A 12,502-nucleotide genomic window follows, 5' to 3' on the forward strand; every position below is an offset into this window, starting at 1 on the left:
AAAAGGCACAATGATCTGTTTTTTTGGCTATTTATCCGAAAAACGGTTCTGCCTATCAGCATAAACGTTTTTACGATGGCCAACATGAACTACGAGGATAGTGAGGTTATTATCTTCAATCTTGGCCAAGATCCGATAATCACCAACACGATATCGCCAAAGTCCTGTCAGATCGCCCGATAGAGATTTGCCCAATGAACGTGGATCATTCGATGACATAACCTTTTCTTTAAGATAAGTCAAAATTCGTTTTTGCGCTGTATGCCCGAGCTTTCTTAAATCTTTTTCTACATCTGCGTCAAACTCAATCTTCCAAGTCAAGACGGCGCTCCATTTCCTCAAGAGTTATGCGCGGATTGTTCTTTTCAAGCCTTGAGAGGGCGATAAGATGTTCTTCATATTCATTTAAAAAATCTTCTATAGCTTGTTTAACATAATAACTTTTTGAACGATGGGTCTGTTTGGCCAATTCAGATAAACGCTCCTCAAGCCTATTGGGTAAACGAACTGCTAACATGGTAGAACCTCATAAAATGTAATATAAGTAATACAAGTATAACAAATATTGCATTTATGAAGAAGCCCTGCAAATCGCATTCAAAATACTTGCTTGGGTGAAAGACAAGCAGCCGTTACTCAGCTTTTGTCAAATTCAATTTGACTTAACCCCTCTTGATACTTTAGCTTTTTACCAGAACATTTGACTTACTTCATTTGGGCCAGATCAACGAGGCATCAATGACGTCTCAATTAGCTTACAAAAACAACCTTCATTAGAAGTCAATTATGCATAAAAAACAATATACTAAGAAGAAATCGCCTGATGTTTTAACCCAGGCCTGGGAAGCCGCTCACACGGGTGACTATGCAACTGGATTGAATTTGCTTCATCAAATTAAGAATCCTTATGGCAACTATCGCTATGCCAAAGTCATCTGTTTGTTTAATTTGCAGCGGTATTCCGAATTGATTTCTTTTTTATCAGAAAAACAAGAAAACACAAGTAAGCAGGAACGCTTTTTATTGGCACGAGCATATCAACATATGGGTAACTATAAAGAGGCGCTGGAAACTTTCTTCAAAATACCTGGTTGGGATAAAGATAAAATAATTTTGGTGGGTCTGGCACGCTGTTATCAGGAAATGGGCAAGTACGCAAAAGCCTTGCAAGCTTATACAAGCATTCCTGGTTGGGATAAAGACAAAACAGTGTTATTAAGCTTGGCACGTTGTTATGAGGAAATGGGCAAGCATGCGGAGGCTTTGCAAACCTTTACCAAAATACCCGGTTGGGAGAAAGATAAAACAGCACTGTTAGGTTTGGCTCGTTGTTATGAAGACATGGGCAACTATAAAGCAGCACTGGAAACCTTCTTCAAGATACCAGGTTGGGGTAAAGATAAAATAATTTTGGTGGGTCTGGCACGCTGTTACCAGGAAACAGGCAAGTACGCAGAAGCTCTGCAAACCTTTACCAAAATGCCTGATTGGGCTAAAGATAAAACAACTTTGTTAGGTCTTGCGCGATGTTATCAGGAAATGGGCAACTATGCAGAAGCCTTGCAAGCTTATATCAGCATTTCTGGTTGGGATAAAGACAAAACAGTGTTATTAAGTTTGGCACGTTGTTATCAAGAGATGGGCAAGTGTGCAGAAGCCTTGCGAACTTACATGAACATACCTGGTTGGAATAAAGATAAAATAATTTTGGTGGGCCTGGCACGCTGTCATCAGGAAATGGGCAACTATGCAGAAGCCTTGCAAACTTATACAAACACTCCTGGTTGGGATAAAGACAAAACAGTGTTATTAAGTTTGGCACGTTGTTATGAGGAAATGGGCAACTATGCAGAGGCTCTGCAAACCTTTACCAAAATACCTGGTTGGGAAGAAGATAAAACAGCATTGTTAAGTTTAGCACATTGTCATGAGGAAATGGGCAACTATGCAGGGGCTCTGCATACCTTTACCAAAATACCTGGCTGGGAAGAAGATAAAACAGCATTGTTAGGTTTGGCGCGCTGTTATGAAGACATGGGTAAGTATGCAGAGGCTTTGCAAGCTTATACAAACATTCCTGGTTGGGATAAAAACAAAACAGCATTGTTAAGTTTGGCACGTTGTCATGAGGAAATGGGCAACTATACAGAGGCCCTGCATACCTTTACCAAAATATCTGGTTGGGAAGAAGATAAAACAGCATTGTTAGGTTTGGCGCGTTGTTATGAGGAAATGGGCAACTACGCAGAGGCTCTGCAAACTTTTAGAAGAATACCCAATTGGGCTAAAGATAAAATAGCTCTGTTAGGCCTGGCACGCTGCTATCAGGAAATGGGCAAGTATGCGGAGACTCTGCATACCTTTAGAAAAATACCCGAGTGGGCTAAAGATAAAACAGCCCTGTTAGGTCTGGCGCGCTGCTATCAGGAGATGGGCTCTGATGCAGAGGCAATTTCTTATTACACAACGCTCAGAGGGCAATTTCCTTTTTCTACAGAGGGGCATTATGCATTTTGCTGTTTTGCTGTTGAGCGTCAGTTGCCTGATGCGCGTTTATTGTTGGAGAAAGCATTACAAACCTGGCCTTATTTTGTGCCTTTGTATCTTTTAAAAGCCAGGCACCAGATGCATCAGAATGATGCAGATGGCGCATTGGACACGCTGCAGCAGGCCAACCAGCAATTTCCTTATAGCACAGGCGCCAAGCTGGCCTTAATCAAGTATTATTTGATGAGAGGCCAGCTTGCGAAAGCGCTTGATGCGCAAAAGCAATGTTGGGCGTTATTTCCTGGCCACCATAAGTTATTCTCATATATTGAAAAGCTGATTCAAGCCAAAGAACTGATTTTGGCCTGGGCAAGTGATTTTGCCGAGGCGGATGAAAAAGTGCGCCGCGTGGCTCTGCCTGCGTCATTATTGGCCATGTTTAAGTCCTTGGAAGCGTCTGGAGGCGAGCATTATTTGACGGGGAGCAGTGTCCTGTCATTGCTCACTCATCAGCCCATCTTGCCGGCTCAGGATTTGGATTTTGTCAGTGTTGAGGCTGATGCATATCAATTGAAGCGACAAGGGTTTTATCCTTCACCCTATTTGCCGAATCTGTTTGCAAAACATAGGAAACCAAATCCAGTGAGCACATGGCTTGTTTCAACATCGCCCATAATGCAGCCATCGCATGCGGCGCTATCCCGGGACTATACCATCAGTTGCCTTTTTTGTGACAAGGACGGGACGATTTATGACCCCACCGGTTATGGTTTGGAAGATTTAAAGCACAAGCGTCTAAGGGCGATTGGCAATCCGGTGATTCGGTTGCAGGAAGACCCTGCCCGGGTGTTGCGCGCCGTTAAATATATGGCGTTGGGCTTCAAACCCATGCCGGATTTGGATGCGGCATTGCGCGACTGGAAGCCTGTTCATCTTGACCAACATAAGCCGCATCTTGATGCGGTGCTAAGAAAGCACCTGACATCCTCACTGCTGGATAAAAAGCGCTTTATCCAATTGCTGCAGGACTATGGGCTGCTGCAAAAAATACTGGGGCTAAAGCCTAAGGCATCCATTGAACAAACCACAGCGCTTTTGGAGCATGCGCTGGGGATTCGCCATAAAATGAGTGACGGTGAATATAACGCCGCTCGATTTTTCGCGCAACAACCTGTTGCTGCCAGAATTCCAACCTCCCCTAAAAATCCGCGGTATGCGGAGATAAAGGAACAAACAGACAACGAGAAAACACTGGAAGCTCTCGATCTGGCGGGATTTTGGGGATTATATAGCATCAGAAGCTGATTAACTTATGATCATGATTTGGAAATTGAATACTTATCTTTCGTATCATCTTACCTATCAAAAACTATGCATTTTGTCTTTTAAAGCATCCTGTAATTCAAGGTTACCCCTTCGGCTTTTCCTCATAACACCTTTGTTTGGGATCGAATAGAGTATGTTATCTGCCAGATCTATAGATTTAAACATCACGCGCCGATTGAGCCACATTGATTTTCGTTGCGCAACATGCTACATTTAATTATGATTAAGTCATTTAAACATAAAGGGCTAAAGCTTTTTTTCGATACTGGAAAAACATCTGGTATTCAGCCCAAACACAAAAATAAGCTTCGACTGCAATTGGCTGCTCTGGATACCGCTTCTGTGATAGAAGATATGGATTTACCAGGATACAATCTGCATGAGCTAAAAGGGAACAGAAAAGGCATCTGGTCTATAGCAGTCAGTGGAAACTGGCGCATGACCTTTGAATTTAAAAACGGTGATGCTTACATTATGAATTACGAGGATTATCACTAATGAATATGATGCACAACCCCCCTCACCCCGGTGAGTTTATACTAGAAACCTATCTTGAACCTTTAGGAATTAGTATTCGTGATGCTGCCAGAAAGCTTGGCGTTTCGCCTTCTACTTTTGCAAGACTCATTAATGGCAAATCAAATATTTCCCCGAAGATGGCGATGAGGCTCAGTAAAGCTTTCGGAAGAACGCCTGTGAGCTGGATGCACATGCAAGCAAATTATGACCTATGGTCCATCAAAGACGATGTGAATTTAAATGATGTATCTGTTATTTATGAACATGCTTAAGCAAAGGTATTGAAAGACACGCAAAACCCACGCGACAAGCAAATGCTTTTAGCTCCGGAGTGTTTATCAAGAAGAAAAGGGATTTGAAAAAATTTATATCAATTCAACCAGGTTTGGCCATTAACGATATTTGTTAAAATAGATTAAATCAATCATTAACTTATGTTCTGATATTAAAAAATATCTCGTGATTGATTCTGATTACAGCCAGTTTTAAAACAACGCTGCCCTTTTATTGTGTTGTCTGCGGGATCATCATCCTTTAAAATACTCAAAAATTAACCGCGAAAGATGGAGCAAATAGCGGTTAGTTATTATTTATGGAAAATAAGGATTGATTATGGATTCACTTGCCATTCATGACCTCGTTGATAAGGCTCACTTCTTTTATCTGACAGAAAACCCTGAAAAAGCCTATCTTTTTGCGCGTTTCGCGGCCTTTCTTGCTGCCAAATGCCATGCAGCAAAAAGCAACCGGGAAGCGGCAGATGCGGCGGCCACCGTTGCAGTGTCCAAAGAATTGCTAAAAACCTTTGTCGCCCTGCAATTCTCTGTTTCTTTTTGCGAACAGGCTAGAATTGAAGAAAATCTCATTGGCCAATATTTAAGGCAGGACTTAAGCCGCATTCAGGAATTAGAAAAGACCAATACAGAAACAGTGGCCGACAAACAGATTAAGGGCGGGATCGAACATATTAATGATTTGGCTAAAAAACTGGAAGAGGATTATTTTCAGCAATTTCCTGCCAGTGAAATGAAAAACCGCTCTGCCTTAAAAGATGCGGCAACCATCTACCCTGTCGCGTTTGCGTCAGCTTTAAGAGCCTTCCTTCATGCAGAAAAAGAAGTGCGCAGAATTAAAAATCCAATTCACCGGGAAACAAAGTTCAAAACCCTGATTGAGCAAAGGCTGTCTCTTGAATTGCGGGATAAGACACCATCCAACTGGCACATAATCTATTATGCAGCCGGCGCGGGTACAGTACTTGGCGTTTCATTGCTTCTTGCCGGCTGTGGCATCATTGCCCTTCCCTTCCTGGGTTTTGCCCTTTTACCTGCTGCAAGCCTTTATATCGCAGGTACCGCAACAGCCCTTACAGGCATTGGATTGGGTTCGGCAGGAAGCGGAATTCTCGCCCATGGCTTATTTGCCGGGAAACAACCCCCTTCGAAAGAGAATATCAATGCAACGGAACTTACCCTGTCCAATCATTAATTCATTTTTTTAATTTAAAGGAGTAAATATGTTAATCGAATCAGTTGTGGTTATTGGCTCAACTGGCGTGGCAGCTTTGGTTGCGCCTTATGTTATAGGAGCCGTAGTGGGTGGCGGCGCTGCTGTAGGAGGTACCGGAGGTACAGTTGGTATTACGGCATTGATTTTATATTTAAAGAGGAAAAAACAACGCAAAGACAATGATAACATTGATGAGCAATTGAAAAAACTCGACAAGGAAGAAGAACAAAGCCTTAAATCCCTCGAAGAAACCATAGCTAAAAATTCAATTGAACTGCAAGAGAAAAGTAAAGAAATCGAGGAGAAACTGAAAGAAGGCGGTGAGCATATTGAAGAACAAACCAGTAAACTAGAAGAAAGCGCACTTGAACTAAAGGATTCAGCCACCCTTTTAAAAGAAATGATTCAATCTGCGGATCAAAAATTAAAGCCGGTTCTTGAAGAACTCCAGGAAAGACTTCAAGAAGCCAGTCAAATCAACCGCCAATTGGCAGAAACGCAAAATGAGCTTCATGAGGTGAAAGAGCGATTAAAAGAGGCAACAGGCGAATTAAAACAAACCAAGCTAAGACTGGAGGCACATATCAATCAAAGCAGTTCAAAAATTGAATCTCTTGTTAAAGAAGTACATGCACTGAAAATAAATGGCAACCAGTCAAACAATGAATCAGCAAAAACAATTAACCTGTTAACATCCAAACTTTCCCTCCTTTTCAGAAAAAATCAGGAGCTTAGTGAAGAAAACAAAAGATTATTGCAAGCTGTAAATTCCGCCAGTTCAAAAGATGATGACTCAGACCGCAGCAATCGCTTTGGATTATTCAGTAAAAAATAATTTTCAATAATCGTTTCAATAAGGAAATAAAATGACAAATCCGACTGTCGAGACATCTACTCCATCGGTAATGGATAACATTATCGAAAAAACAGCTGAGAAAACCAGTGACTATTTAATTGATAAAGCCAAAGAACAATTAAACAAAATTCTTTTTGAAACCAAAAAGGTAAAGGATGCCCAGTCACGGCTTAAACTGGTCATGGAGCGCTACAACCTGCAAAAAAGCACATTCTCTACAATCAGTGATTGGTATTATGAGCGGCCTTTCTGGCAGAAATTCACAGTTATAGCAATCATTATTGGGATTGCAATTGTCGCAGGCGTGTTTATTCATGCTGTCGTTTCTGCCCTTTTAGCCGTGGCCGCTTTAGGGCTTTGCCTTGCAGCCCACATTATTTTAACTGAACACTCTGAAAATACGGCAAACTGCAATGAGAAGTTATGCGAGGATTTGGAGGAGCTTGAGCAAAAGCTTGCAGGGCGTTTAAAAACGCTCGGCGTTCTTGAGGATAAAATAAAAAGGATACTGTCTTCTCTCGCATCCACTAATATTCAACTTGCCGAAGATGAATTAAAGCTGAGATTTGAACTTTCTGGTCTTGAAAGCGCAGTTGCAGGGCTAAAAACAACGCATGGAGATATTGAGTCAATCACCGAGGATTTAATTAATATGCAGGGCGGGCTGATTTCCAGATTATCTAGTGCTCAAGCTACAATACAAAGTTTGGAATCCAAAATGGAAGTTGCAACTACGAACATATCCCATACAAACCAGGCATTGGTTAAAACGGAAAAAGCAATCAGTAACGAAGTAGCTGATATCAAGCACATTAATGAGGGACTTGAACAGTCATTCCAGAATTTTAACAGGATGATGGATAGCCTTGAGTCGCAAATATTACCCTCTTCTCAAAACTCTGAACTGGATGATGCCATCAAAAATGCAAATAAACTCATAGAGGAGATCAATGTTTACTATTCTGAGGAAACCCAGCATCCCGATAAACGTATGCATCAAGGCACTATCCTTGAGCCAATTGGAATAGATCAACCCAAAAAAAGGCTATAAAAGTCAGATTAAGTCGAAACTAACTCCTTTTCATATGGTGGAAGCTATAGGCTTCTACCATATGGGGTAATTTTATACAAACACTGCCTAGATTATGAGCGAGCAAAGCATTAAGCGCATAACTTTTTACTGTTGAGTATTCCTGCCCAAATTGATCACATGTTTTTGGTAAATAACGAGTATTAAACTTGCAAAACGTATCTTATAGGATACAATTAATTATGAAAGCATTAAGAAAAGAACAATAAAAATGTACCAGAAAGATAACGGCGATTGCCCCGTTATCTCATGGCTTGAATCCTTGCACGACTCGATAAGGTATCGGGTAAAATCAAGACTCGCCCGCGTAAGCCTTGGTAATTTGGGTGAATACAAAATGCTGGGTGAAAGCCTTGGTGAGTTAAAATTTAAATTTGGTTCAGGGTATAGGCTATATTTCAGCGAAATTGATGGAGAAATTATCCTTCTGCTGTGTGGCGGAGATAAAAGCTCACAGAAAAAAGACATCAAGCTCGCTCGTGAATATTTAAGTGATTATTTGGGAGGTAACAATCATGGGTAAGAGCGTTGATTATCATGATTATTTAATTGAGTCTTTAAAAGACCCTAAAGAAGCTGCTGGTTATTTGAATGCAGCACTTGAGGATGATGACATTGATGGCTTTCTTGAAGCATTACGTAATGTTATTGAAGCAAAGGGCGGGGTGAGTAACCTTGCGAAAAAAACTGCCAAGGGTCGAAACAGTTTATACAAAACAGTTTCTAAAAGCGGCAATCCTTATCTAAGAAATACCAATGATATTTTGCATGCTTTGGGGTTCCAGCTTGCTGTTTTACCGCAAGAATAATTCAAATAATTAAACAAGGGAGCCGACATCATTCCTAGCATCATTCATCCATAATGAATGATATCATGAAACCGCGATATGGTCGGTAATGTATTACGGTAACCGTGGGGTTGATTTGCGTTAAAACGTAGACCTTCTCCTTTTGTTAAAGGCTTCCAGCATCCATTAATGAGCACCTCTAAATTGCCTTCAATAACCACAACATGTTCAATAACACTGCGTCCATGAGGCGGTGATAAGTGTTCGCATCCTGGTAATAATTCAATAACGAATAGCTCAAAGCGCAATGTTTTATCAAATGGGAACAAGGGATGGATTCGTATTTTTTCATCCTCTGGATGCATCGTTTTTGTATCGCTGACTCGATACAAGGGATGATTTGTTTCCTCTGAAATCTCCTCGATAAAAGAAGAAAAAGAAGTTTGAAAACCAGTTGCTATTTTCCATAAAGTGGCAATAGTAGGGCTTGATTCTTCTCGTTCAATTTGGCCGAGCATGGCTTTTGAAACGCCTGTTTCTTTTGCCGTTTTATCTAAACTCCAGCCTCGTTCTTGTCGCATCTGCTTTAATGTCTTAGCAATACGTTTGAAAATATCTTGCATGATTCGTCTTAAATGATCTTGTGCGTTTTAGCGCACATAGTTATACTATGGTTATTATGCGTTATAACGCACGAATTGTGAATATTGATGTGGAGAATGTTATGAGCAAACTGGCTTTTGAAAATAAATTAGTCGCAGTCCTCAATAAACGCATTGAGCCTGGAAAAGTCATGAATGCGCTTGCTCATATGTGTATTGGACTGGGCGCTGTCATTGGTAAGCAAGACTTACGATTAACGGATTATCGGGATGCTGATGATGGTTCTCATCCCCATATTTCTGAAATACCTTTTATCATTCTTTGTGATAATTCAAATAAAATTAGGAAATTAAGACAAGAAGCAATCAATAAAAATATTCTTTTTAATGATTTTACCGATACGATGACCGTTGGCACCTATCAAGAGCAAATTGAAAGGACTTTGCAAGTGAAAGAGGACGACTTGACCTATTTTGGCATTGTTTTGTTTGGTGATTGGGATGAGGTTACCGCGTTGACGCGAAAGTGCTCTTTGTGGCGATAGTAAATTTGCTACAGTTACTTTTTATGATCGCTGAAAATGAACGTAAGTGCTTGATTTTAAATGGCGCGCTCGGAGGGACTCGAACCCCCGACACCTTGGTTCGAAGCCTTATGCTCTGGTTTTAAATTCGTTATAAATCAATGCTTTGCGAAGCGTCAAATTCACTAGGAACCGCCTAAAACTGCCTAAAACAGCGGAGTACCGCCACAGTTGGGACACGTTTTGGTCACAGTAAACTTTAATACAATTTGACCTAATCATAACATTCAAGGATCTAATGCACTGATCAAGAATTATTATTTAAAGGTGGCTTTTTTCTCAATTCTTTGAGCTGACTTAACTTGGATTTTTCATCCAACACTTTTTGCTTGGATCTTCTCGAGCGCCGCTTCTTTTGACGCTTTATTTTTTCAATTCTTTGCTGCTCTTTTGTTTTCTCATTGCTGATTAGCGCCTGCACCTTCTCACAGAGTCTGAGCCTTGCAAAATATCGATTATCTTCACGGCTTCTGGACTCCTGGCATTTTATTTCCAATCCAGAGGGTGGATGTTTCAAATAGACTGTTGAAGCTGTCTTATGCAGCTTCTGTCCACCTTTACCACTACCTAAGATAAATTTTTCGATGAGATCCGCTTCAAAGATCTGGAGTTTTTCCATCTTTTCAGCCAACTTATCCCATTTATCTTTACTAATCATATAAAATGATACCAGCCAATAATAATCAAAATAATGACATGCATTTTAGTTTAAGATCAGTTGAATTATAATGGAATTAACCAAGCCCGCCACGCCTCTCAATGATGCGCACCACGGCGGGTTATTTTTTATGTCAAAAAATATACTAGCCGGTACAATAAACAACAAATACAATTAGTGGGAAGTGTAATGCCCCAAGGATTTAGCGATTATATTATTTACGTTGACGAAAGTGGAGATCATAGCTTGGAATCTATAGATCCTGGCTACCCTGTTTTTGTTTTGGCATTTTGCATCTTTAATAAAAATGATTATGTTAATACAGTAACTAAGGCCATTAAGGATTTTAAATTTAAATACTTTGGGCATGACGTGGTTCTATTGCATGAATACGATATTCGTAAGGCAAAAAAAGAATTTGTCGTACTGATTAATGAGCAAATCAGAAATAATTTTATGTCAGATTTAAACGAACTGATTAGCAATGCCCCTTTTTCAGTTATCGGCATGGTGATTGAAAAGAAGATGCTCAAAGACAAGTATGCCGATCCAGCTAATCCTTATCATCTTGCACTAGGATTTGGCCTTGAACGAGTATATAGTTTTTTGAGAGAACGCCAGCAAACAAGCTATAAAACTCATGTCGTATTTGAGAGCAGGGGCAAAAAAGAAGACAAAGATTTGAAGCTTGAGTTTAGACGCGTTTGCGATGGAGCCAATCACTGGGGAGAATTACCCTTCGAAATTATACTTGCAGATAAAAAATCTAATGCTTGTGGCTTACAATTAGCGGATCTAATTGCTCGTCCAATTGGGCGGTATGTACTTGATGGAAAACAAAATAATCGGGCTTATTCAATTATTGAGAAGAAGTTTTATTGTGACAGAGATGGCAAAATAGAAGGATGGGGGTTAAAACGCTTTCCCTAAAAAGCGAAAAGCCCCGATATTCACCGAGGCATAGACGCCGACCAGGATTCCCCGATCCACTTAGTAAAAGTATATCCTATGAATGCTCATAAATCAAACTACTTCTGCTGCTAATTGCAGATAAATCCAACTTGGCTTACTAAAATTGTACCATATACTTTAAATTATGGGTCTGCAAAATCGCCAGTATTATTTTTGTTTCACATAATCTTTAAACAAAAAAAAAAGATTGTCAGGGCGGGGCTCGATACTATCATCTTCCTACTCACCTAGATTCAGCTCATCGAGATCACTATAAATTTTCCCCCATAATAACTCTCTACTCTTAAATCGAAATTGGCTCATCGCATGCGCAATGGTTTGTTCATCTACGTTGGCATAACGAGATAGCCAGGTCATAAACATTATTTCCGTTGGAAATATATAGTCCTTATCGTGCCTGCGCCTACGAGGGGTATCATTGTGCCGCAGATCGCTGAAAAATAATTCCTCTTCGGTAGGTATATCATCTTCCCAGCGAAATTGCTCATACTGGAAGTTAAAAAATACATCTTTGATATGCGCCTGTACTGAACGATCTCCGCGTTGAACAAAGGCATATTCATGATGGCTTTCTACGAATGAATCCATACTTTTCTTTGATATCGATTCATCCTGCCCACCTAGATTAATCACACTTACAACATGAAGACCGAGCCTATCATGAAATTGCTCAAGGAAACTTTGAACATTTCCTTTTTTTATGCCCCAAAAAATCATACAGAAGCGCGAATCCATATCCATTGCCAGTAAAACATTTCTACGGGCAATTTTTTTTACATGTACCATCCAGTGCCATTGTTGATGACTATGTAGGACAGGTTCGTCGATGAACTTCTTCTTAGGTACGGGTGACATAGGAGACAACTTATTGCCTTTACGCACAGTAGTGAAAAAGTCTGCAGCAGCCTTGGTACAATTGAAAACCAGCATAGAACATGCCTTTTTTATTGGTTTAGTTTGAAATTAAAAATAGTAATACCTGCTTGTTTTTTTGTCTACATTAACGCTTGGCTTCATTGATGGATCCCGGAGTTTTTCAAGATAGTTGTCCGATTTTCCCTTTTTATGCTGCTGCCTGAACCGTTACGATTTCTCGATCCGGATTTAGGTT

Annotated in this window: 15 protein-coding genes; 10 read left to right on the plus strand and 5 right to left on the minus strand. The window is 40.3% G+C overall.

Annotated features, from left to right (window positions below; all coding sequences use genetic code 11):
* Positions 1-27 precede the first annotated feature (27 nt).
* Both Llon_RS08815 and relB read right to left on the minus strand, forming a co-directional pair.
* Positions 28-321, minus strand: a complete 294-nt coding sequence (locus Llon_RS08815; protein WP_058529692.1) for a type II toxin-antitoxin system RelE family toxin — start codon at positions 319-321, stop codon at positions 28-30.
* Positions 305-517 carry a type II toxin-antitoxin system RelB family antitoxin gene (gene relB / locus Llon_RS08820; protein WP_058529693.1) on the minus strand — a complete coding sequence of 71 codons (213 nt, stop codon included), beginning with the start codon at positions 515-517 and terminating at the stop codon, positions 305-307. The genes Llon_RS08815 and relB overlap by 17 nt, the downstream gene beginning before the upstream one ends.
* Positions 518-786: 269 nt before the next feature.
* Between relB and Llon_RS08825 the strand changes: the two genes are divergently transcribed.
* The 8 genes from Llon_RS08825 to Llon_RS08860 all read left to right on the plus strand — a co-directional run bounded on the left by Llon_RS08825 (position 787) and on the right by Llon_RS08860 (position 8,596).
* On the plus strand, positions 787-3,792 hold the full coding sequence (locus Llon_RS08825; protein ID WP_058529694.1) for a tetratricopeptide repeat protein: 3,006 nt from the start codon (positions 787-789) through the stop codon (positions 3,790-3,792).
* Positions 3,793-4,017: 225 nt separating this feature from the next.
* Positions 4,018-4,311: a type II toxin-antitoxin system RelE/ParE family toxin gene (locus tag Llon_RS08830; protein ID WP_272946911.1), complete on the plus strand. Its 294-nt coding sequence runs from the start codon at positions 4,018-4,020 to the stop codon at positions 4,309-4,311.
* Complete coding sequence (locus tag Llon_RS08835; RefSeq protein ID WP_058529695.1) at positions 4,311-4,604, plus strand: HigA family addiction module antitoxin; 294 nt, start codon at positions 4,311-4,313, stop codon at positions 4,602-4,604. The genes Llon_RS08830 and Llon_RS08835 overlap by 1 nt, the downstream gene beginning before the upstream one ends.
* Positions 4,605-4,944: 340 nt before the next feature.
* A complete protein-coding gene (locus Llon_RS08840) occupies positions 4,945-5,820 on the plus strand; it encodes a hypothetical protein (RefSeq protein ID WP_058529696.1) in 876 nt (291 codons plus the stop codon).
* 28 nt (positions 5,821-5,848) lie between these two features.
* Entirely contained in the window at positions 5,849-6,676 is an 828-nt protein-coding gene (locus Llon_RS08845; protein ID WP_058529697.1) for a coiled-coil domain-containing protein, read from the plus strand.
* Between the two features lie 31 nt (positions 6,677-6,707).
* On the plus strand, positions 6,708-7,748 hold the full coding sequence (locus Llon_RS08850; RefSeq protein ID WP_058529698.1) for a hypothetical protein: 1,041 nt from the start codon (positions 6,708-6,710) through the stop codon (positions 7,746-7,748).
* A gap of 250 nt (positions 7,749-7,998) precedes the next feature.
* Entirely contained in the window at positions 7,999-8,310 is a 312-nt protein-coding gene (locus Llon_RS08855; protein WP_058529699.1) for a type II toxin-antitoxin system RelE/ParE family toxin, read from the plus strand.
* Positions 8,303-8,596 (plus strand): addiction module antidote protein, encoded by a 294-nt coding sequence (locus tag Llon_RS08860; RefSeq protein WP_058529700.1) that lies wholly within the window; start codon positions 8,303-8,305, stop codon positions 8,594-8,596. Before Llon_RS08855 ends, Llon_RS08860 begins: the two co-directional genes overlap by 8 nt.
* Before the next feature lie 44 nt (positions 8,597-8,640).
* On the opposite strand, the gene Llon_RS08865 is transcribed toward Llon_RS08860, so the two are convergent.
* A complete protein-coding gene (locus Llon_RS08865; protein WP_058529701.1) occupies positions 8,641-9,198 on the minus strand; it encodes a helix-turn-helix domain-containing protein in 558 nt (185 codons plus the stop codon).
* 101 nt (positions 9,199-9,299) lie between these two features.
* On the opposite strand from Llon_RS08865, the gene Llon_RS08870 reads away from it, so the two are divergent.
* Positions 9,300-9,722: a DUF2000 domain-containing protein gene (locus Llon_RS08870; protein ID WP_058529718.1), complete on the plus strand. Its 423-nt coding sequence runs from the start codon at positions 9,300-9,302 to the stop codon at positions 9,720-9,722.
* Positions 9,723-10,008: 286 nt separating this feature from the next.
* Here the strand turns inward: Llon_RS08870 and Llon_RS08875 are convergent, their stop codons facing one another.
* Positions 10,009-10,419 carry a peptide chain release factor family protein gene (locus tag Llon_RS08875; RefSeq protein ID WP_058529702.1) on the minus strand — a complete coding sequence of 137 codons (411 nt, stop codon included), beginning with the start codon at positions 10,417-10,419 and terminating at the stop codon, positions 10,009-10,011.
* Positions 10,420-10,608: 189 nt separating this feature from the next.
* Between Llon_RS08875 and Llon_RS08880 the strand changes: the two genes are divergently transcribed.
* Positions 10,609-11,349, plus strand: coding sequence for a DUF3800 domain-containing protein (locus tag Llon_RS08880; RefSeq protein WP_058529703.1), 741 nt, complete (start codon positions 10,609-10,611; stop codon positions 11,347-11,349).
* Between the two features lie 261 nt (positions 11,350-11,610).
* Here the strand turns inward: Llon_RS08880 and Llon_RS08885 are convergent, their stop codons facing one another.
* Positions 11,611-12,321 (minus strand): DUF6933 domain-containing protein, encoded by a 711-nt coding sequence (locus Llon_RS08885; protein WP_058529704.1) that lies wholly within the window; start codon positions 12,319-12,321, stop codon positions 11,611-11,613.
* Between the last annotated feature and the right edge of the window lie 181 nt (positions 12,322-12,502).

The organism is Legionella londiniensis (genome assembly GCF_001467825.1).
Taxonomy (GTDB): domain Bacteria; phylum Pseudomonadota; class Gammaproteobacteria; order Legionellales; family Legionellaceae; genus Legionella_A; species Legionella_A londiniensis.

What these genes read in the sequence shown, in the direction of transcription:
- Llon_RS08855 (WP_058529699.1), top strand. Translation starts at nt 7,999, where the DNA reads ATGTACCAGAAAGATAACGGCGATTGCCCCGTTATCTCATGGCTTGAA.
- Llon_RS08850 (WP_058529698.1), top strand. Translation starts at nt 6,708, where the DNA reads ATGACAAATCCGACTGTCGAGACATCTACTCCATCGGTAATGGATAAC.
- Llon_RS08880 (WP_058529703.1), top strand. Translation starts at nt 10,609, where the DNA reads ATGCCCCAAGGATTTAGCGATTATATTATTTACGTTGACGAAAGTGGA.
- Llon_RS08840 (WP_058529696.1), top strand. Translation starts at nt 4,945, where the DNA reads ATGGATTCACTTGCCATTCATGACCTCGTTGATAAGGCTCACTTCTTT.
- Llon_RS08830 (WP_272946911.1), top strand. Translation starts at nt 4,018, where the DNA reads ATGCTACATTTAATTATGATTAAGTCATTTAAACATAAAGGGCTAAAG.
- Llon_RS08825 (WP_058529694.1), top strand. Translation starts at nt 787, where the DNA reads ATGCATAAAAAACAATATACTAAGAAGAAATCGCCTGATGTTTTAACC.
- Llon_RS08835 (WP_058529695.1), top strand. Translation starts at nt 4,311, where the DNA reads ATGAATATGATGCACAACCCCCCTCACCCCGGTGAGTTTATACTAGAA.
- relB (WP_058529693.1), bottom strand. Translation starts at nt 517, where the DNA reads ATGTTAGCAGTTCGTTTACCCAATAGGCTTGAGGAGCGTTTATCTGAA.
- Llon_RS08885 (WP_058529704.1), bottom strand. Translation starts at nt 12,321, where the DNA reads ATGCTGGTTTTCAATTGTACCAAGGCTGCTGCAGACTTTTTCACTACT.
- Llon_RS08845 (WP_058529697.1), top strand. Translation starts at nt 5,849, where the DNA reads ATGTTAATCGAATCAGTTGTGGTTATTGGCTCAACTGGCGTGGCAGCT.
- Llon_RS08875 (WP_058529702.1), bottom strand. Translation starts at nt 10,419, where the DNA reads ATGATTAGTAAAGATAAATGGGATAAGTTGGCTGAAAAGATGGAAAAA.
- Llon_RS08860 (WP_058529700.1), top strand. Translation starts at nt 8,303, where the DNA reads ATGGGTAAGAGCGTTGATTATCATGATTATTTAATTGAGTCTTTAAAA.
- Llon_RS08865 (WP_058529701.1), bottom strand. Translation starts at nt 9,198, where the DNA reads ATGCAAGATATTTTCAAACGTATTGCTAAGACATTAAAGCAGATGCGA.
- Llon_RS08870 (WP_058529718.1), top strand. Translation starts at nt 9,300, where the DNA reads ATGAGCAAACTGGCTTTTGAAAATAAATTAGTCGCAGTCCTCAATAAA.